The organism is Actinosynnema sp. NPDC037264, from assembly GCF_055603705.1.
In genome coordinates this window covers 127,247-147,325 of sequence record NZ_JBVJVK010000009.1, presented here as the reverse complement: position 1 = coordinate 147,325, position 20,079 = coordinate 127,247, and the positions used below count along the sequence as shown (strand labels likewise).

Genomic DNA, 20,079 nt, shown 5'->3' with positions numbered 1-20,079 from the left:
CCACCCACGACGACGAAGACCCCCTGTTCCGCCTCCCGGAACAGGGGGTCTTCGCGCTTTCCCTCCCCAGGGAAGCCGTGGCTACGGAGCCTGGCGGAAGCCCGCCTTCTCCGCGTCCGTCGTGGTGCGGAACCAGACGTCCGCGCGCGTCTCGCGGAAGTTCGCCGACTCGTTGGTGAAGTACCGGCGGCCGGTCAGGGTCGCCTTGACCTGGAACTCCGGCGCGGGGGCCAGGCCGTCGGACTTCGGCAGCACGGAGCCGGGGCCGAACGGCGAGCGCGGGTTGAAGCCCTCCTGCTGGCCCTGGAAGCGGGTGCTGCCGGCCGCGGGCTGCCGACCGCCGGTGCTCGGGCTGAACCCGACCGGGCGCGGGCGCACCGGGCGCGGTGGCGGCGGCGTGATCGGCTTCGGCGCGAGCGGCGCGGGCGAGGGCGTGCGCGGGGCGCCGGCGGGACGGGTGGGCCGCTGCGGCAGGCCGGTCGGGTTCATCGGCAGCGGGTTGCCGGCCAGCAGCTCGGGCGAGAGCGTCGGCACGAACGGCTGGTCGTTGCCGGACGACGCGGGCGCCGGGCGTGGCTGCTCGGGCTCCGGCTCCTCGCCGTCGTCCGCCAGCGGCTCGAACAGGCTGCGCGGCCGTGCCGGCTCGTCCTTCTTCGGCTCCGGCTTCGGCGCGGGCTTCTCGGCCGACCGGGTGGGCAGGGGCTGCTCGGCGGGCGGCGGGACGAACGTCGGCTCGAACGCCGGCGGCTCCGCCACCTCGGGCTCGGCGGCCGGTGCGGCGGTCGGCCGGGGCGTGGCGGCTTGGGGCGCGGCGGCGGGCTCGGGGGCGCGCGGCGGCTCGGCGACCTCGGGCTCCGGCTCCACCGGCGCGGAGTCGGCCACGGCGCGGATGACGTCGGTCTGCGGGCCTTCTTCTTCGCGGACGTCGTCGGCCGGGCGCGCGACGGGCTCGGCGAGGCGGGGGTCGACCGGGCGCACCTCGGTCAGGGCCTCGGTCGGCCGCGCGTCGGTCCGCGACAGCTGGTTCAGGAACGCCTCGTCGCTGGACGTCGGGCTCGTGGCCTGCTCGGACAGCTCGCCACGCGCCGACTCGACGTCCACCGGCGCGAAGTGGCCGGTGAGGTCGTGCTCGGGCCACACCTGCGGCTCGGGCTCCTCGGACCGCCGCTGCTCGCCGTCCACCTCGGCGATGGCCTGCGCCAGCGCGGTGGCCGGGATGAGCGCCGTCTCCTCGGTGGCGCCGGGCCTGGGCTCCGGCTCGTCCTCCTCCTCGTGGCCGGCGGTGTCCACGTCCTCGTCGTAGACCTCGCGGACGGGCTCCTCGCGCCACACCTCGCGCGGCTGGAAGACCTCGACCTCCGGCGGCGCGGTCGGCTCGTCCTGCCGGGGCGCGACCTCGGCGACCGGCGCGGCGGGCACCGCCGGCATCAGGTGCGTCGTCTCGGCGGGCAGCTCGGGCTCGTCGTCGGGCGCGTAGGACCGCGGCCGGGGCTCCAGCGCCTCCCGGTCGTCCTCGCCCGGCGTCAGCCGCTCGAACAGGCTGCGGGGCGGCTCGGCGTCGTGCTCGGGGAAGTCGTGCTGCTCCTCGAAGTCGGACAACGGCCGGTGCTCGTCGTCCAGCTCCTCCAGCAGCGAGTCGCGCTGGTCGAGCTTCAGGTTCGTCACGTCGTAGCGGGCCGGCTCGGGCGGCGCGTCGAACCGGGCGTGCTCGGCGGCGGGCTCGTACCGCGGCGCGGCCGGGGTCAGCACGTCGTCGGCCAGCGACCGGGACGCCTCGACGTGCCAGTTGTCGAACTCGTCACCCGCGTCGGCCCTCGGCGCGACCGAGCTGCCCGAGGTCGAGCCGGTGGCGGGGCGGGGCGACGTGAGGAGGCGTTCCTCCAGGTCTTCCAGCTCCCGCTTCGCCGGACGCACCAGGACCAGCCAGGTGAGTGCGACGCCTGCCACGAAGGACAGCAGGCTCCACAGCCACACCTGCCCGAAGAGCGAACTCACGGGAGACCCTCCCACTGCTGCTTGTCACACACCCCGACACGCTCCGCTTCCAAGCCTTCACCCGGAAGGGGAAGCGGTGCAAAACTACCCTGACCGCCGGGTCCGGCGCGTGGGGCCGGCCGGACCTGTGGTCAGGTATCGATAGTAGGCCACCTGGAGCAACTGACCAGCCAAAACGGCCGCGTACAGTAGTCCGGGTGCCGCCGTTGACCTCTGCCTCCACTGCCACGACGGATGTCGACCGCACGAGCCGTGGGATGGCGTTCGGCGTCGGCGCGTACCTCCTCTGGGGCATCGTGCCCGCGTACTGGCCGCTGCTGCAGCCGGCCGGTTCCGTGGAGATCCTGGCACACCGCATCGCGTGGTCGCTGGTCGTGATGGTGGTCATCACCGCCGTGCTCGGCCGTTGGGCGGGCATCCGGAGGCTGTCGGCGCGCGGCTGGGCGATGGTGGCCGCGGCGTCCGTGCTCATCGCGGTCAACTGGGGCGTCTACATCCACGCGGTCAACACCTCGCACGTCGTCGAGGCCGCGCTCGGCTACTTCATCAACCCGCTGGTGAGCGTGCTGCTCGGGGTGTTCGTCCTGCGCGAACGGCTGCGCCTGCCGCAGTACGCCGCGCTGGCCATCGCGGTCGCCGCGGTCGTCGTGCTGGCGGTGGACTACGGCAGGCTGCCGTGGATCTCGCTGGTGCTGGCCTGCTCGTTCGGCGTCTACGGGCTGCTGAAGAAGACGGTGCCGCTGGACGCGACGGCCAGCCTGACCGCGGAGAGCATCGTGCTCGCGCCGATCGCGGTCGGGTACCTGGTCTGGCTGGGCCCGGCGGGGACCTTCCACTCGGGCGGGTGGGGTCACGCGCTGTGGCTGGTCTCGGCCGGGCTGGTCACGGCCGTCCCGCTGATCCTGTTCGGCGCGGGCGCCCGGCTCGTGCCGCTGGTGACCATGGGGATGCTGCAGTACCTGGCGCCCGTGCTCCAGTTCGCGTGGGGCGTGTTCGTGATGCACGAGCCGATGCCGGCGTCGCGCTGGTTCGGGTTCGCCCTGGTCTGGGTGGCCCTGGCCATCTTCACCGCGGACACCGTCCGCACCCGCCGCCGCCTCCCCCTCCCCGACCTGACCTGATCTGACCCGCGTTCCGGAAGTAGGGCACGCGGGTCAGTGGGAGCGGGTGACGACGTACTCGCTCACGGATTCGAGGGCGTCACGGGCCGTGCCGGCGGGCAGGACGCCCAGGGTGGCGCGGGCGCGGGCGGCGTAGTCGTCCAGGGTCTGGCGGGCCCGCTGGAGGCCCGTGGAGGCGCGGAGGAGGGTCAGGGCCTCGTCCACCTCGGCGTCGTCGGTGATGGGGCCGGCCAGGAGCTTCGCCAGGCGTGAGTCCGGCTCGTCCTGCAGGGCGTAGAGCATGGGGAGGGTCTTGACGCCCTCGCGCAGGTCCGTGCCGGGCGTCTTGCCCGACTCCTCCGACGGCGAGGCGATGTCGATGACGTCGTCGGAGATCTGGAACGCCGCCCCGATCACGTCGCCGTACGACTGCAGCGCCTCGACCTGCTCCGGCGTGACGTCGGAGAACATCGCGCCGAACCGCGCCGCCGTGGCGATCAGCGAACCGGTCTTCTCCGCGATCGTGGTCAGGTAGTGCGCGACCGGGTCCTCACCGGCCCGCGGGCCCATCGTCTCGCGCATCTGCCCGGTCACCAGCTCGGAGAACGTCTCCGCGATGATCCGCGCCGCACCCGTGCCCAGGTCCGCGACCAGCGCCGACGCGTGCGCGAACAGGTAGTCGCCGGTCAGGATCGCGATGCTGTTGTCCCACTTCGCGTTGGCCGACTCCGCGCCGCGGCGCATGGTGGCCTCGTCCATCACGTCGTCGTGGTACAGGGTGGCGAGGTGGGTCAGCTCGACCACCGCCGCCGCCTTGATCACGCTCTCCCGGTCCCACGTGCCGCCGAACTGGGCGGACAGGATGGTGAACAGCGGGCGGATGCGCTTGCCGCCCGCGGACACCAGGTGCAAGGACGTCTCCATCACCGGGTGGAACTCGCTCTGCACGACCTTGTGCAAGAGCTCTTCCACCTCGGCCAGCCCGTCCTGAACCACCTCCGCGAGCACGGGGTCCGCAAACCGGAACCCCGTCCCCGCCCGCTCGCTACTGGTCACGGCTACAGAGCCTACGTACCACTAGAAGATGAACGTGCCGGCACCCGCCCAATCGAGCGCGAACGACGGGAAGACGCCGAGCACGAGCGTGATCGCCGCACCCAGGGTGATGGCCACCGTGGTGAACGCGCCGGGCACGCTCACCGTCGGGCCGTCCGCCGCGGGCTCGCTGAAGTACATCAGCACGATCACCCGCAGGTAGAAGAACGCCGCCACCGCCGAGGCCACCAGGGCGATCACGACCAGCGGCACCATCTCGGCCTCGACGGCCGCCGCGAACACCACGAACTTGCCGACGAACCCGCTGGTCAGCGGTAGGCCGGCCAACGCGAGCAGCAGGAACGTGAACACGCCCGCCACCACCGGCGACCGCTTGGCCAGACCCGCCCACTGGGACAGGTGGGTGGCCTCGCCGTCGCCGTTGCGCACCAGGCTGACGATGCCGAACGCGGCGATCGTGGTGAAGCCGTAGGCCATCAGGTAGAACATCGTGCCGGACAGGCCCTGGTCGTTCAGCGAGATCGCGCCGATCAGCAGGAAGCCCGCGTGCGCCACCGAGGAGTACGCGATCATCCGCTTCACGTCGGTCTGGGTCAGGCCGAGGACCGCGCCGATCACCATGGACGCGATGGCCACGCCCCACAGCACGCCGTTCCACTCCCAGCTCGACCGCTCGAACGCGCCGTAGAGCACGCGCAGGATGCCGCCGAACGCGGCGACCTTCGTGCACGCCGCCATGAACGCCGTCACCGGCGTGGGCGAGCCCTGGTAGACGTCCGGCGTCCAGGCGTGGAACGGGCCGACGGAGGCCTTGAACAGCAGGCCCACGATGAGCAGGCCGAAGCCCGCGTAGAGCAGCGTGTCGGACCGGTCGGTCGCCGTGGTGGCGGTCGCGATGTCGGACAGCTTCACGGAGCCCGCGAAGCCGTACAGCAGGGCCACGCCGTACAGGAAGAACGCCGACGCGAACGCGCCGAGCAGGAAGTACTTCACCGCGGCCTCCTGCGACAGCAGGCGGCGACGGCGGGCCAGGCCGCACATCAGGTACAGCGGCAGCGACAGCACTTCCAGCGCGATGAACATGGTGAGCAGGTCGTTCGCCGCGACGAAGGTCATCATCCCGCCGAGCGCGAACAGCGTCAGCGGGAAGACCTCGGTCTGCATCTCCCGGCGGCGCAGCTGCTCGCGCACGCCGACCGGCGCGCCGGGCAGGATCGAGGCGTCCGCGACGAACGCGCCGCCCGGCTCGACCGACCGGTCCGCGATGAGCAGCACCGCGCCGAGGCCCAGGAGCAGCAGCGTGCCCCACAGGAAGATCACCGGGCGGTCGACCGCGATCGTGCCCGACAGCGTCAGCTTGCCCTGCTCGAGGGTGCTCTCCGCGGACGCGTACCAGGCCAGCCCGGCGCCCGCCGCGGCGAGCGTGAGCAGGGTCAGGACGACCTGCGCCGCCCACCGCTGCGCCTTGGGCAGGAACGCCTCGAACAGCACGCTGAGGCAGGCCGCGCCGAGCACGATCAGCAACGGTGCGACGGCCCCGTAGTCGATCTCCGGGGCTTGCAGCCGCTCCACTTGCGAGAGGAACGTCGTCACGTCACTTGCCTTCCTGCGCGACCGGGTCGGCCACCCCGACCTCGCTGAGCGTCGCCCCGACGGACGGGGTGATCACGTCCAACACCGGCTTCGGGTAGAAGCCGAGCACCAGGATCAGTGCCACCAGCGGCGCGAGCACGGCCAGTTCGCGCTTGTTCAGGTCCGGCACGGCGGCCTTCTCCGGGTCGACCGCCGCACCGGGGCCGCCGACCAGGTTGAGCATCGCGGTGCCGCGCACGGGGCCCTGGAAGACCCGCTGGTACAGCCACAGGACGTACAGCGCGGCCAGGACCATGCCGACGGCGGCCAGGATCGTGTAGACCGGCTCGTTCGGGTAGGAGCCGATGAGCACCAGGAACTCGCTCACGAACGAGTTGGTGCCCGGCAGCGCCAGCGACGACAGGCCGGCCACGAAGAACAGCCCGCCGAGCACCGGGGTCAGCTTGGCCATGCCGCCGTAGTCCTCGATCAGGCGCGAACCGCCGCGGGCCATCACCATGCCGACGACCAGGAACAACATGCCGGTCGAGATGCCGTGGTTGACCATGTAGAGCACCGCGCCCGCGCCGGCCTGCGAGCTGAACGCGAAGATGCCCAGCGCGATGAAGCCGAAGTGCGCGATCGAGGTGTAGGCCACGAACCGCTTCATGTCGGACTGGCCCACGGCGAGCAGCGAGCCGTACAGGATGCCGACCACGGCCAGGACCAGCACGACCGGCGCGAGCTCCTTGCTGGCCGCCGGGAACAGCGGCAGGCAGTAGCGCAGGAAGCCGAACGTGCCGATCTTGTCCAGGATGCCGACCAGCAGCACGCCCGCGCCGACCGGCGCTTCCGCACCGGCGTCGGGCAACCAGGTGTGCAGCGGCACCAGCGGCGCCTTGATCGCGAACGCGACGAAGAAGCCGAGGAACAGCCAGATCTGGGTGGACAGCGGCAGGTCGCGGGTGACCGTGACCAGCGTGGCCCAGTCGAACGTGCCCTGGCCGATCTTGTCCGCGCTGACCACGTACAGGCCGATCACCGAGGCCAGCATGATCAGGCCGCCGAGCAGCGAGTACAGGAAGAACTTCATCGCCGCGTACTGCCGGTTCGGCCCGCCGAAGCGGCCGATCAGGAAGTACATCGGGACGAGCACGGCCTCGAAGAACACGTAGAACACGAACACGTCGGTGGCCGCGAAGACACCGACCATGCCGGTCTGCATGGCCAGCAGCAGCGCGAAGAACCCGCCCGCGCTGCGGCCCTCGGGCAGCTTGTCCGCCCACGAGCCGCCGATGACGACCGGCACCAGGAACGCGATCAGCGCGATCATCACCAGCGCGATGCCGTCCACGCCGAACGACAGGTGCACGCCGAAGGCCGGGATCCACTCGGCCGAGCTGGTCAGCTGCAGCCGGTCGCCGCCCGGGTCGAACGCCGTCCACGCCAGCACCGCCAGGCCCAGCTCCACCAGCGAGAACGCCAGCGCGACCGACTTGGCCAACCGGTCGTTGCCCCGCAGGAACGCCACCACCAGGCTGCCGACGAGCGGCAGCAGGAGCAGCGCGATCAGCGTCCAGCTCACGAGAACCTCACCATCAGCAGCGCGCCCAGGACGAAGACCGCACCCAGGAGCATGGAGAGCGCGTACGAGCGCACGAACCCGGTCTGCAGCCTGCGCAGCCGGCCCGAGCTACCGCCCAGCAGCGCCGCCGACCCGTTGACCAGGCCGTCGACGCCCTTGTTGTCCACGAACACCAGCGCGCGGGTGAGCCAGGTGCCCGGCCGCGCGAACAGCGCCTCGTTCAGCGCGTTGCCGTACAGGTCGGCACGCGCGGCGCGGACCGGGAACGACACCCGGGCCGGCCGTTCCACCGGCTGCTCCCCGCGCAGGAAGAGCAGGAAGCCGAGCGCGGCGCCGAGCGCCGACAGGGCCAGCACCAGGATGTTCACCACGCCGTGGTCCAGCACGCCGTGCTGCTCCTGCAGCTCGCCCAGCGACGGCGTGAGCCAGCCAGCCAGGTTGTGGCCGGAGGAGAAGAACCAGCCCGCGCCGACCGAGCCGACCGCCAGCACGATCATCGGCAGCGTCATGCTGACCGGCGACTCGTGCGGGTGGTACTCGCGGCCGTCCGCGGAGCGCAGCTCGGTGTAGCGGGGCTTGCCCAGGAACACCAGGACGAACAGGCGGGTCATGTAGAACGCGGTCAGGCCCGCGCCCAGGGCGGCCACGCCGCCGAAGACCCAGCCGCGCCACCCCTCCATGCTGAACGCCGCCGCGATGATGGCGTCCTTGGAGAAGTAGCCGGACAGGAACGGGAAGCCGATGAGGGCCAGGTAGCCGAGCGTCCAGGTGACGAAGGTGATCGGCATCTTCTTCATCAGCCCGCCCATGCGGCGGATGTTGCCCTCGTCGTTCATGCCGTGCATGACCGAACCGGCGCCGAGGAACAGCCCGGCCTTGAAGAAGCCGTGCGTGAGCAGGTGCATGATGCCCAGCGCGTAGCCGATGGGGCCCAGGCCGACGGCCAGGATCATGTAGCCGATCTGGCTGACCGTCGAGTAGGCCAGCACCTTCTTGAAGTCGTCGTACGCGCAGCCGATGATGCAACCGATCAGCAGCGTGACGCCGCCGATGATCATCACGACCAGGCGGCCGTCGGCCGACAGGTTGTAGATCGGGTTGGAGCGGGCGATCAGGTACACGCCCGCGGTGACCATCGTGGCCGCGTGGATGAGGGCGGAGACCGGCGTCGGGCCCGCCATCGCGTCCGGCAACCACGCCTGGAGCGGGAACTGGCCCGACTTGCCGCACGCGCCGAGCAGCAGCAGCAACGTGATCGCCAGCACCTCGGCCGAGGAGAACTCGCCGACGCGGGCGAACACCTCGGTGTACTGGGTCGTGCCCAGGGTCTTGAACATGAGGAAGATGGCGATCGCCAGCCCCAGGTCGCCGACCCGGTTCATCAGGAACGCCTTCTTCGCGGCCGACGCCGCCTCCGGCTTGTGCTGGTACCAGCCGATGAGCAGGTACGACGCGAGGCCGACGCCCTCCCAGCCGAAGTACAGCGTCACGAAGCCGTTGCCGAGCACCAGCAGCAGCATCGCGGCGACGAAGAGGTTCAGGTAGCCGAAGAACTTCCGCCGCCCGGCCTCGTGCGCCATGTAGCCGATCGAGTAGATGTGGATCAGCGACCCGACACCGGTGATCAGCAGCACGAACGTCAGCGACAGCGGGTCGAGGCGCAGGCCGAACTCCACGTTCAGCGCTTCGACCGGGATCCAGTCGAACAGGTGCACCTCGGTGGTGCGCGCGTCCGGCGACAGCGCGACCGTGTCGAAGAACAGCGCGACCCCGTACGCGAACGCGGCGATCACGGTGGCGCAGCCCAGCAGGTGACCCCACTTGTCGGTGCGCTTGCCACCCACGAGCAACACGAGCGCGCCGAAGGCCGGCAGGGCTAGCAACAACCAGGCGAGACTGCCGATCCCGCTGGCGGCAACAGGTTCCGTCACCGTGGACCTCTCAGTACTTCAGCAGGTTGGAATCGTCGACCGAGGCCGAGCGACGCGTCTTGAAGATCGCCATGATGATCGTCAGACCGACCACGACCTCGGCCGCCGCGACGACCATCACGAAGAACGCCATCACCTGGCCGTCCAGCCCGCCGTTGATCCGGGCGAACGTGACCAGGCTGAGGTTCACCGCGTTGAGCATCAGCTCGACGCACATGAACACCACGATGGCGTTGCGCCGCACCAGAACGCCGACCGCGCCGAGGCTGAACAGCAGCGCGGACAGCAGCAGGTAGTACGTAGGGGTCACGACGACTCTCCCTTGAGCGCGTGCGCGTCGGGCTCGTGCCCGCTGCCGGACACCTCCGCGACGTCGTCCTCGAGAGTTTCCTTGGCGGTCGTCTCGATCAGCTCGGACAGGGACTCGGCGGCGACCGAGCCGTCCGGCAGCAGGGCGGGCGTGGCCACCGAGTTGGCGGTGGCGAACACGCCGGGGCCGGGCAGCGAGCCGGGGCGGTCGCCGCGGAAGCGCTCCTCGACCAGCTGCTTCTGGGTCTTCTTGGCGTCCTTGCCGGTGCGCGAGGTGAACGCGAGCACCATCGCGCCGACCGCCGCGGTGATCAGCAGCGCCGACGTCAGCTCGAACGGGAACAGGTAGTCGGTGAACAGCGCCTCGCCGATGTTGGCGACGTTCCCGCCGTTCCGCGTGTTCTGCGCGGCCAGGCCGACCGGCTCGACGTCGGTCAGCGCGCGGGCGACCGAGGCGACCACGATGCCGGCGAAGCCGACGCCGATGACCGCCGCGGCGAGCCGTTGGCCGCGCAGCACCTCGACCACCGAGTCGGAGCTGTCCCGGCCGACGAGCATCAGCACGAACAGGAACAGCATCATGATCGCGCCGGTGTAGACGATGATCTGCACGAAGCCGAGGAACGGCGCCTGCTGGACCATGTAGAGCACACCGAGGCTGAGCATGGTGAGCACGAGCCACAGCGCCGAGTGCACCGCGTTGCGCGCGAAGAGCATGCCCAGCGCGCCGGCGAGGGCGAGCGGGCCGAGGATCCAGAACGCGACCGCCTCGCCGGTGGTGACGGTGTCGACCACCCGCTGGACCTCGTCGGGCTGCTGGAGCAGGAACGAGAGGCTCACCTGCCCGCCTCCTCGGGCCCGGTCTCCACGATCGCGCCGGCGGGCACGCCCGCCTCGCGGGCCAGCTTGGGCCCGTTCACGTAGTAGTCCTGCTCGTTCTCGCCCAGCCGCATGGGGTGCGGCGGCTGCTCCATGCCGGACAGCAGGGGCGCGAGCAGGTCCTCCTTGGTGAAGATCAGCTTCTGCCGGTTGTCGTCGGCCAGCTCGTACTCGTTCGTCATGGTCAGCGAGCGGGTCGGGCACGCCTCGATGCACAGGCCGCAGCCGATGCACCGCAGGTAGTTGATCTGGTAGTCCTTGCCGTAGCGCTCACCGGGCGAGTAGCGCTCGTCCTCGGTGTTGTCGCCGCCCTCGACGAAGATCGCGTCCGCCGGGCACGCCCACGCGCACAGCTCGCAGCCGACGCACTTCTCCAGCCCGTCCGGGTGCCGGTTGAGCTGGTGGCGGCCGTGGAACCGCGGCGCGGTGACCTTCTTGACCTCGGGGTACTCCTCGGTGACGACCTTCTTGAACATCGTGCCGAAGGTGACGCCGAAGCCCTTGACGGGATCAAACACGCCCATCGCTGGCCTCCTTGTGTGAAGCTGCGGGTACCGCGGCCGGTTCCTGCGTCTGGTTCTCGGCGCCGGGCAGCTCGGCCACCCGCACCTGCCTGCGCGGCGGCGGCTTGGGGACCTTCAGGTCCAGCGGCGGCACCGGGTAGCCGCCACCGGTGACCGGCACGGCGTCGGGGTCATGCGGTTCCCGCTTGTCCGGCAGCAGGAACGCGATCAGCAGCACCACCGCGAGGAACCCGCCGATCACGATCAGCGCCGTGCTGGTGTCCAGGCCGCTGTTGGCCTCCCACTCCTGGCGCAGGTAGCGGGCGACCGCCACCGCGACGAACCAGACCAGCGCGATCGGGACCAGGAACTTCCAGCCCAGCCGCATGAACTGGTCGTAGCGCAGGCGGGGCAGCGTGCCGCGCAGCCAGATGAACAGGAACAGGAAGCCGAGCGTCTTGACCACGAACCAGAGCAGGCCGAACCAGCCGCTGTTGAGGACGTGGTCGTCGCCGACGAACGGGAACCGCCAGCCGCCCAGGAACAGGGTGGTGGCCAGCGCCGAGACGGTGACCATGTTGACGTACTCGGCGAGGAAGAACAGCGCGAACTTCAGCGAGCTGTACTCGGTGTGGAAGCCGCCGACCAGCTCCGACTCGGCCTCGGGGAGGTCGAACGGCGCGCGGTTGGTCTCGCCGACCATCGAGCAGACGTAGATGAGGAAGCTGACCGGCAGCAGGTAGAAGTACCAGCCGCCGCTCTGCGCGTCGACGATGTCGGCGGTGGACAGCGAGTGCGAGTGCATGACGACCGCGATGATCGACAGGCCCATCGCGATCTCGTAGGAGATCACCTGCGCGGCCGAGCGCAGCGCGCCCAGCAGCGGGTACGGCGAGCCGGACGCCCAGCCCGACAGCACGATGCCGTAGACGCCGAGCGAGGAGCAGGCCAGCACGACCAGCACGCCGACCGGCAGGTCGACCAGCTGCAGCGCGGTGCGCTCGCCGAAGATCGAGACCTCGCCGCCGAGCGGGATCACCGAGAAGGCGACGAACGCGGGGATCGTGGAGATCACCGGCGCCAGGAAGAACACCCACTTGTCCGCCAGGACCGGGCGGATGTCCTCCTTGAACGCGAGCTTCAGGCCGTCGGCGAGCGACTGGAGCCAGCCGCCGGGGCCGACCCGGTTCGGTCCGGGACGCTGCTGCATCCGGGCCACGACCTTGCGCTCCCAGTTGATCATGAACAGGGTCATGACCACGAGGAACGCGAAGATGCCGACGACCTTGACGACGATCAGCCAGAGCGGATCGTCGGCCAGGAGTTCAGCGCTGCTCATGCCTTGCCTCCAGCGGGCGACGTGATCTGCTCAGCGGAGCCCGTGACGTGCGGGGAGACGGCCACCACGGACCCGTGGCCGGCGACGAGGTTGCGCCGCACGGTGACCGCGCCGGAGTTGCCGGGCAGCCACACGACGCCGTCGGGCAGGTCGGCCGCCTCGACCGGCAGCACCACCTCGCCCCGATCGGTGGCGACCGTGATCTCGCCACCAAGTTCGACACCGAGGTGCGCGGCGGTGGCGGCGGACAGCTTGGCCACCACCGGGCGCGCGGTGCCCGCCAGGTTCGGCTCGTCGTCCTGCAACGAGCCGTTGTCCAGCAGCCTGCGCCAGGTCGCGAGCACGGCCTGGCCGGCCTTGGGCTGCGACAGCAGCGGCGCGGGCACGGTCGGCGCGGGCACGGTCGGCGCGGACGCCGTCACCGCGGCGGAACCCAGTCGCGCCAGGTCGGCCGCCGCGGCGGCCGGGGTCTGGGTGAACAGGTCCGCGTCCATCTCCACGGCGAGCGTGTCGAGCACCCGGCCGTCCGACAGCGCGCCGGTGCCCTCGATCGTGGTGCCGAAGGGGCGCGGGCGGCCTTCCCAGTTCAAGTAGCTGCCCGCCTTCTCCACCGCGGGCGCGACCGGGAGCACCACGTCGGCGTGCGCGGTGACCGCGCTGTGCCGCAGCTCCAGGCTGACCACGAAACCGGTGAAGTCCAGCGCGCGCTCGGCCAGCGCCGGGTCCGGCAGGTCGAACGGGTCGACACCGCCGACGACCAGCGCGTCCAGCCCACCGCTCGCGGCGGCGGTCAGGATGCCCGTGGTGTCGCGGCCCGCCTCGGCGGGCAGCGCGCCGGGCTCCAGGCCCCACGCCTGCTCGACCTCGGCCCGCGCGGCCGCGTCGCCCACCAGGCGACCGCCCGGCAGCAACGTCGGCAGCAGGCCTGCCTCCAGCGCGCCGCGCTCACCGGCGCGCCGCGGGATCCAGGCGACGTTCGCGCCGGTCCGCTCGGCCAACGCGGCGACCGCGGAGAACAGGCCAGGCACCTCGGCGGCGCGTTCGCCGACCAGGATCACCGAACCCGGCTTCGCCAGCTCCTCGACCACGTCGGCGGCGTGCTCGGGCAGCGCGTTCACCGCGGCGGGCTCGCCGCCGGGCACGCACGCGAGCAGCACGCCGTTCGTCTTCTCCACCGCGGGCGTCGTGAACTGGCCCAGGTGGTAGACCTTCGTCCGGTTCTTGCGGGCCGCCTTGCGCAGCCGCAGGAACACGATCGGCGACTCCTCCTCCGGCTCGAACGCGACCAGCAGCGCGGCCGGCGCGGACTCGATGCCCGCGTAGGTGACGCCGCCGTTGTCGGGGTTCCGGCCGAGGACCGCGCCGGTCAGGAACTCCAGCTCCTCGGCCGAGTGGGCGCGGGCGCGGAAGTCCACGTCGTTGGTGCGCAGCGCGATCCGGGCGAACTTCGAGTACGCGTAGGCGTCCTCGACGGTGAGGCGACCGCCGGCCAGCACGCCGACGCCCTTGCCGTCACGCGCCTTCGCCAGGCCCTCGGCGGCGTGCTGCAGCGCCTCGGTCCAGGACGACTCGCGCAGCTCGCCGCTGGCCTTGTCCCGCACCAGCGGGCGGCGGATCCGGTCGCCGGCCGTCGCGTAGGTGAACGCGAAGCGGCCCTTGTCGCAGGTCCACTCCTCGTTGACCTCGGGCGCGTCGCCCGCCAGCCGCCGCTGCACCTTGCCGCGCCGCCAGTCGGTGCGCGTCGAGCAGCCCGAGGAGCAGTGCTCGCACACGCCGGGCGTGGACATCAGGTCGAACGGCCGGGCGCGGAACCGGTACGCGGCGCTGGTCAGGGCGCCGACCGGGCAGATCTGGATGGTGTTGCCGGAGAAGTACGACTGGAACGGCTTCTCCGGCGCGACACCGATCTGCTGCTGCGAGCCGCGCTCCAGCAGCTCGATGAACGGGTCGCCGGCGATCTGCGCGGAGAACCGCGTGCAGCGCTGGCACAGCACGCACCGCTCGCGGTCCAGCAGGACCTGCGTCGAGATCGGGATCGGCTTCGGGAACGTCCGCTTGTGCTCGTGGAACCGCGAGTCCGAGCGGCCGTGCGCCAGCGCCTGGTTCTGCAGCGGGCACTCGCCGCCCTTGTCGCAGATCGGGCAGTCCAGCGGGTGGTTGATGAGCAGCAGCTCCATCACGCCCTGCTGCGCCTTGTCCGCCACCGGCGAGGTCAGCTGGGTCTTGACCACCATGCCGTCGGCGACCGTCATGGTGCAGGAGGCCTGCGGCTTCGGCATCGGCCGGCCGCCCATCTCCACCTCGACCAGGCACTGCCGGCAGGCGCCCGCGGGCTCCAGCAGCGGGTGGTCGCAGAACCTCGGGATCACGGTGCCGAGCCGCTCCGCGGTGCGGATGAGCAGCTCGCCCTTGGGCGCGACGACCTCGACGCCGTCGATGACGAGCTTCACGTGGCCCTCGGGGACCACGAGCTCCGTGCTCTTCTCGGGTGCGGTTGCCTCGATGGTCATGCGCTTGCTCCCGCCAGGGCTGCTGCCTGATCCTTCTCGGGTGAGTTCTGGTCGCACAAGGCCAGGAACTCGTGCTTGAAGTACTTGATGCCGCTGGTGATGGGGCTGACCGCGCCGTCGCCGAGGGCGCAGAACGAGCGGCCCAGGATGTTGTCGCAGACGTCCAGCAGCGTGTCGATGTCACTGGCCGTGCCCTCGCCGCGCACCATCCGCTGGAGGATCTGCACGAGCCAGTAGGTGCCCTCGCGGCACGGCGTGCACTTGCCGCACGACTCGTGCTTGTAGAACTCGGTCCACTTCATGACTGCCCACGGCACGGACACCGTCTCGTTGAAGATCTGCAACGCGGTGGTGCCCAGCATCGAACCGGCCTCGGCCGCGCCCTCGAAGTCCAGCGGCACGTCCAGGTGCTCGGCGGTGAACAGCGGGGTGGACGAGCCGCCCGGCGTCCAGAACTTCAGCGGGATGCCGTCCTTCATGCCGCCCGCCAGGTCGAGCAGCTCGCGCAGCGTGACGCCCATCGGGGCCTCGTACTGGCCGGGGCGCTCCACGTGGCCGGACAGCGAGAAGATCTTCGGGCCCGGCGACCGCTCGCGGCCCATGGTGCGGAACCAGTCCGCGCCGCCGTTGACGATGTAGGGCACGCTGGCGATCGTCTCGACGTTGTTCACCACGGTCGGCGAGGCGTACAGGCCGGCGGTCGCCGGGAACGGCGGCTTGAGCCGGGGCTGGCCGCGCTTGCCCTCCAGCGAGTCCAGCAGCGCCGTCTCCTCGCCGCAGATGTAGGCGCCCGCGCCCGCGTGCACGACCACGTCGAGGTCGAAGCCCGAGCCGAGGATGTCCTTGCCCAGGTAGCCCGCCTCGTACGCCTCGCGCACGGCCGCGTGCAGCCGGCGGATCACGTGCAGCACCTCGCCGCGCACGTAGATCGCGGCGAAGTTCGCCCGGATCGCGTACGAGGTGATGATGATGCCCTCGATCAGCGAGTGCGGGTCCGCCATCATCAGCGGGATGTCCTTGCAGGTGCCCGGCTCGCCCTCGTCGGCGTTGATGACGAGGTAGTGCGGCTTGCCGTCGTTCTGCGGGATGAAGCCCCACTTCATGCCGGTGGGGAAACCCGCGCCGCCGCGACCGCGCAGCCCGGAGTCCTTGCACTGCTGGATCAGCTGGTCCGGGTGGGCCTTGAGCGCCTTGCGCAGCGCCGTGTACCCCTCCAGCTGCTCGTAGGTCTTCAGCGTCCACGAGCGCGGCGACAGCCAGCGCTTCGTCAGGACGGGAGTCAGGTTGTCGACCACGTCAGCTCCCCTACCTACTTCTTCTCCGGCAGCGGCGGGAACTCCGCGTTGTCCGGCATGGCCGGCGCGGTCCAGCCGCGTTCCGCGGCGATCTTGGCCCCGCGCACCGTCTCCGGTGCGGCCGACGGGCCGTCCAGGTCCGCGTCACGACCCTCGAAGAACCCGGCCAGCTGCAACTCGGCCTGGCGGAAGTCGGTCAGCGGCGCGCCCCGCGTCGGGTGGGGCTTGTCCCCCGCCTGCAAGGACTTCACCAGCTCCAGCGCGCCCTCGGGCGTCTGGTTGTCGAAGTACTCGTAGTTGACCTGGAGCACCGGGCCGAGGTCGCAGGCCGCCAGGCACTCGGCGTGCTCCAGCGTGATCGAGCCCGGCGTGCCCGGCTCGCCCGCGGTCTCCTCGTGGCCGACGTCCAGGTGGTCCTTGAGCTTGGCGTAGATGGCGTCACCGCCGAGCGCGGCGCACAGCGTGTTCGTGCAGACGCTCACCAGGTGCTCGCCGCACGGGCGGCGCTTGTACATGGTGTAGAACGTCGCGACCGCGCTGACCTCGGCGTCGGTCAGGTCGAGCTGGCCGGCGCAGAACGTGATGCCCGCCTGGCTGACGTACCCCTCGACCGACTGCACCAGGTGCAGCATCGGCAGCAGCGCCGACCGCGCCTGCGGGTAGCGCGCGATGATCGCCTGCGCCTTGTCCACGATGGACTGGTCGAACAGGTCGGTGGGTTCCTGCGTCTGCGTCATCGGTCACAACCACCCATCACCGGGTCGATAGAGGCCACCGAGGCGATGACGTCGGCGACCATGCCGCCCTCGCACATCGCGGGCATCGACTGGAGGTTCACGAAGCTGGGTTCGCGCACGTGCACGCGCATCGGCCGGGTGCCGCCGTCGGAGACGACGTGGTAGCCGAGCTCGCCGCGCGGCGACTCGATCGGCACGTACACCTGGCCCGCCGGCACCGCGAAGCCCTCGGTCACCAGCTTGAAGTGGTGGATCAGGGACTCCATGGACTGGCCCATGATCTTGCGGACGTGCTCGAGCGAGTTGCCCATGCCGTCCGCGCCGATGGTCAGCTGCGCGGGCCACGCGACCTTCGCGTCGGCCACCATGACCGGGCCGGGCGTCAGGTTGTCGACGGCCTGCCGGACGATCTTGAGCGACTGGTGGATCTCCTCCAGCCGCAGCAGGTAGCGGGCGTAGGAGTCGGCGGCGTTGGACGTGGGCACGTCGAACTCGTAGTTCTCGTAGCCGCAGTAGGGGTCGACCTTGCGCAGGTCCCACGGCAGGCCCGCGGAGCGCAGGATCGGCCCGGTGATGCCCAGCGCGAGGCACGCGTCCACCGGCAGGTAGCCGACGCCCGCGAGGCGGTTGCGCCAGATCGGCTGGCCCGACAGCAGCTTGTCGTAGTCCGGCAGCCGGGAGTCCATCACCTTGATGAAGTCCTTGATCTTCTGCTCGGCGCCGTCCGGCAGGTCCTGCGCCAGGCCGCCGGGCCTGATGAACGCGTGGTTCATCCGCAGACCGGTGAGGAACTCCAGCAGGTGCAGGACCTCTTCGCGCTCGCGGAAGCCCGCGGTCATGCCGGTCAGCGCGCCGAGCTCCATGCCGCCGGTGGCCAGCGCCACCAGGTGCGAGCTGATCCGGTTGAGCTCCATGAGCAGCACGCGGATCGTCTGCGCCCGCTGCGGGACGGTGATGCCGAGCAGCTTCTCGACCGACATGCAGTACGCGGCCTCGTTGTGCAGCGGGGCCAGGTAGTCCATGCGCGTCACGAACGTGACGCCCTGGGTCCAGTTGCGGTACTCGACGTTCTTCTCGATGCCGGTGTGCAGGTAGCCGATGACGCTGCGGGCCTGGGTGACGGTCTCGCCCTCCAGCTCCAGCACCAGGCGCAGCACGCCGTGCGTGGAGGGGTGCTGCGGGCCCAGGTTCATGACGATGCGCTCGTCACCCGCGGCCTCGGCCAGCACCTCGTCCCAGTCGCCGCCGGTCACCGTGTAGACGGTGCCCTCGGTCGTCTGGCGCGAGCCCGCGTACGCGTCGGTGTCGGGCGTGGTGCGGCCGGCGTCGTGGGCTTCGCTGTCACGGCCCGCGGCACTGGTGTCGGTGCCGGTGGTCACGTCGGAAAGTCGCTCGGTCATGAGTAGGACCGCCTCTGGTCTGGCGGGGGGATCTCCGCGCCCTTGTACTCCACCGGGATGCCGCCGAGCGGGTAGTCCTTGCGCTGCGGGTGGCCGTCCCAGTCGTCCGGCATGAGGATCCGGGTCAGCCCCGGGTGGCCGTCGTAGACGATGCCGAACATGTCCCAGGCCTCGCGCTCCTGCCAGTCCGCGGTCGGGTAGACCGAGACCACGCTGGGGATGTGCGCGTCGTCCACGTCGACCGCGACCTCCAGCCGGATGCGCCGGCGGTAGGTCATCGACGTCAGGTGGTAGACCGAGTGCAGCCGCTGCGGCGCGTCGGCGCCGTAGTCCACACCGGACACCGAGCTGCACAGCTCGAACCGCAGCGCCGGGTCGTCGCGCAGGATGCGCGCCACGTCCACGAGGTTCTCGCGGCGCAGGAAGAAGGTGATCTCGCCGCGGTCGACGGTGATCTGCTGGACCGTGTCGGCGGGCAGGCCCTTCTCCCGGATCGCGGCCAGCAGCTCGTCGGCGACCTCGTCGAACCAGCCGCCGTAGGGCCGCTCGGACGGCGCGGCGACGTGGGCGGGCAGCCGCAGGCCGCCGAAGCCGGAGGTGTCGCCGGTGCCGGAGATGCCGAACATGCCCTGGCGCGCCTTGCCCGCGACCATGCCGCCGCGCGCGAGGTGCTCCTCGTGCTGGGCCTCGTTCATGCTCGCGGAGCTGAGCGCCTCGGGGTTGCCCTCGGTCTGCGGGGTGCCCGCGCCGGGGGCCTTCTCGACGTCTTTGCCCTGCTCAGCGCCGGTTCCGCCTGGGCTGCTGTCGTTTGCCATGCCGCTCACTTCTTCGCAAAGCGCTCGGAGGACGGGATCATGGCCGTCTGGTGGCCGGACTCGGCCAGCAGCGCGGCGCGGTTCGCCCCGAGCGGTTCGTCCATGATCTTCGCGTGGATCTTGAGGATCGCGTCGATCAGCATCTCCGGCCGCGGCGGGCAGCCGGGCAGGTACATGTCGACCGGCACGACGTGGTCCACGCCCTGCACGACCGCGTAGTTGTTGAACATGCCGCCGCTGGAGGCGCACACGCCCATGGCGAGCACCCAGCGCGGCTCCGGCATCTGGTCGTAGATCTGCCGCAGCACCGGCGCCATCTTGTTGGTCACCCGGCCCGCGACGATCATCAGGTCGGCCTGGCGCGGCGAGGCGCGGAAGACCTCCATGCCGAACCGCGCGAGGTCGTAGCGCGGGCCGCCGGTGGTCATCATCTCGATCGCGCAGCACGCCAGGCCGAACGTGGCGGGCCACAGCGAGGACTTGCGGGTCCAGTTGACCAGCTTCTCCACGCTGGCGAGCAGGATGCCGTTCGGGAGCTTCTCTTCGAGACCCACTGGTTTCCCCCTCAGTTCCAGTCGAGGCCGCCGCGACGCCACACGTAGGCGTACGCGAAGCCGACCGTCGCGACGAACAGGGCGATCTCCACCAGGCCGAACAGGCCGAGCCGGTCCGCGGAGACCGCGAAGGGGTAGAGGAACACCATTTCGATGTCGAACAGGATGAACAGCATCGCCGTGAGGTAGTAGGCGACCGGCATGCGGCCACCGCCCACCACGGGTTGCGGCGACGGCTCGATGCCGCACTCGTAGGCGTCGAGCTTCGCGCGGTTGTAGCGGCGGGGACCGATGTACGGCGCGGCCGTCACCGAGAACAGCGCGAAGGCCCCGGCGAGGACGAACATCAATACGAGGGGGAGGTAAGGGTCCAGCACTCTCCGTCGTCCTTTCCTCGCGTCGCGGTGGTGGTGCACCGCCGACCGTTGCGCACCCTAAAGGGTGTTCTTGCGGCCTCCGGAGGTTAGGCGTGCCTAACAATCCGCAGGTCGCTTGTGAA

The 20,079-nt window shown here is 70.8% G+C and carries 17 protein-coding genes; 1 reads left to right on the top strand and 16 read right to left on the bottom strand.

Features of this window, described 5'->3' with window-relative positions; translation table 11 throughout:
- Positions 1 to 81 precede the first annotated feature (81 nt).
- The gene (locus tag ACZ7GX_RS13935) at positions 82 to 1,995 is read right to left on the bottom strand and encodes a sunset domain-containing protein (RefSeq protein ID WP_498776439.1); all 1,914 of its coding nucleotides are present in this window, start codon (positions 1,993 to 1,995) and stop codon (positions 82 to 84) included.
- A 257-nt stretch (positions 1,996 to 2,252) separates the two neighbouring features.
- On the opposite strand from ACZ7GX_RS13935, the gene rarD reads away from it, so the two are divergent.
- On the top strand, positions 2,253 to 3,116 hold the full coding sequence (gene rarD, locus ACZ7GX_RS13930) for an EamA family transporter RarD (protein ID WP_498776437.1): 864 nt from the start codon (positions 2,253 to 2,255) through the stop codon (positions 3,114 to 3,116).
- Between the two features lie 33 nt (positions 3,117 to 3,149).
- Here the strand turns inward: rarD and ACZ7GX_RS13925 are convergent, their stop codons facing one another.
- From ACZ7GX_RS13925 to ACZ7GX_RS13855, 15 genes are all read right to left on the bottom strand, one after another.
- Positions 3,150 to 4,151, bottom strand: a complete 1,002-nt coding sequence (locus ACZ7GX_RS13925) for a polyprenyl synthetase family protein (RefSeq protein WP_498776435.1) — start codon at positions 4,149 to 4,151, stop codon at positions 3,150 to 3,152.
- A 21-nt stretch (positions 4,152 to 4,172) separates the two neighbouring features.
- Entirely contained in the window at positions 4,173 to 5,744 is a 1,572-nt protein-coding gene (gene nuoN / locus ACZ7GX_RS13920; RefSeq protein WP_498776433.1) for an NADH-quinone oxidoreductase subunit NuoN, read from the bottom strand.
- A 1-nt stretch (position 5,745) separates the two neighbouring features.
- Complete coding sequence (locus ACZ7GX_RS13915; RefSeq protein ID WP_498776431.1) at positions 5,746 to 7,308, bottom strand: NADH-quinone oxidoreductase subunit M; 1,563 nt, start codon at positions 7,306 to 7,308, stop codon at positions 5,746 to 5,748.
- Positions 7,305 to 9,239, bottom strand: a complete 1,935-nt coding sequence (gene nuoL / locus ACZ7GX_RS13910; RefSeq protein WP_498776429.1) for an NADH-quinone oxidoreductase subunit L — start codon at positions 9,237 to 9,239, stop codon at positions 7,305 to 7,307. Before nuoL ends, ACZ7GX_RS13915 begins: the two co-directional genes overlap by 4 nt.
- A 10-nt stretch (positions 9,240 to 9,249) precedes the next feature.
- Positions 9,250 to 9,549 (bottom strand): NADH-quinone oxidoreductase subunit NuoK, encoded by a 300-nt coding sequence (nuoK, locus tag ACZ7GX_RS13905; RefSeq protein ID WP_053715303.1) that lies wholly within the window; start codon positions 9,547 to 9,549, stop codon positions 9,250 to 9,252.
- Positions 9,546 to 10,388 (bottom strand): NADH-quinone oxidoreductase subunit J, encoded by an 843-nt coding sequence (locus ACZ7GX_RS13900; RefSeq protein WP_498776427.1) that lies wholly within the window; start codon positions 10,386 to 10,388, stop codon positions 9,546 to 9,548. Before ACZ7GX_RS13900 ends, nuoK begins: the two co-directional genes overlap by 4 nt.
- On the bottom strand, positions 10,385 to 10,951 hold the full coding sequence (gene nuoI, locus ACZ7GX_RS13895; RefSeq protein ID WP_498776425.1) for an NADH-quinone oxidoreductase subunit NuoI: 567 nt from the start codon (positions 10,949 to 10,951) through the stop codon (positions 10,385 to 10,387). Before nuoI ends, ACZ7GX_RS13900 begins: the two co-directional genes overlap by 4 nt.
- Positions 10,938 to 12,269: an NADH-quinone oxidoreductase subunit NuoH gene (gene nuoH, locus ACZ7GX_RS13890; protein WP_498776423.1), complete on the bottom strand. Its 1,332-nt coding sequence runs from the start codon at positions 12,267 to 12,269 to the stop codon at positions 10,938 to 10,940. The genes nuoI and nuoH overlap by 14 nt, the downstream gene beginning before the upstream one ends.
- Positions 12,266 to 14,779, bottom strand: a complete 2,514-nt coding sequence (locus ACZ7GX_RS13885; protein WP_498776421.1) for an NADH-quinone oxidoreductase subunit G — start codon at positions 14,777 to 14,779, stop codon at positions 12,266 to 12,268. The genes nuoH and ACZ7GX_RS13885 overlap by 4 nt, the downstream gene beginning before the upstream one ends.
- Entirely contained in the window at positions 14,776 to 16,074 is a 1,299-nt protein-coding gene (nuoF, locus tag ACZ7GX_RS13880) for an NADH-quinone oxidoreductase subunit NuoF (RefSeq protein ID WP_498776419.1), read from the bottom strand. Before nuoF ends, ACZ7GX_RS13885 begins: the two co-directional genes overlap by 4 nt.
- Positions 16,075 to 16,088: 14 nt before the next feature.
- Positions 16,089 to 16,811: an NADH-quinone oxidoreductase subunit NuoE gene (nuoE, locus tag ACZ7GX_RS13875; protein WP_498776417.1), complete on the bottom strand. Its 723-nt coding sequence runs from the start codon at positions 16,809 to 16,811 to the stop codon at positions 16,089 to 16,091.
- On the bottom strand, positions 16,808 to 18,211 hold the full coding sequence (locus ACZ7GX_RS13870; RefSeq protein WP_498776415.1) for an NADH-quinone oxidoreductase subunit D: 1,404 nt from the start codon (positions 18,209 to 18,211) through the stop codon (positions 16,808 to 16,810). The genes nuoE and ACZ7GX_RS13870 overlap by 4 nt, the downstream gene beginning before the upstream one ends.
- Positions 18,208 to 18,906, bottom strand: coding sequence for an NADH-quinone oxidoreductase subunit C (locus tag ACZ7GX_RS13865; protein ID WP_498776596.1), 699 nt, complete (start codon positions 18,904 to 18,906; stop codon positions 18,208 to 18,210). The genes ACZ7GX_RS13870 and ACZ7GX_RS13865 overlap by 4 nt, the downstream gene beginning before the upstream one ends.
- Positions 18,907 to 19,031: 125 nt before the next feature.
- Entirely contained in the window at positions 19,032 to 19,580 is a 549-nt protein-coding gene (locus ACZ7GX_RS13860) for a NuoB/complex I 20 kDa subunit family protein (RefSeq protein ID WP_498776413.1), read from the bottom strand.
- Positions 19,581 to 19,591: 11 nt separating this feature from the next.
- Positions 19,592 to 19,957 carry an NADH-quinone oxidoreductase subunit A gene (locus ACZ7GX_RS13855; RefSeq protein WP_053715312.1) on the bottom strand — a complete coding sequence of 122 codons (366 nt, stop codon included), beginning with the start codon at positions 19,955 to 19,957 and terminating at the stop codon, positions 19,592 to 19,594.
- Between the last annotated feature and the right edge of the window lie 122 nt (positions 19,958 to 20,079).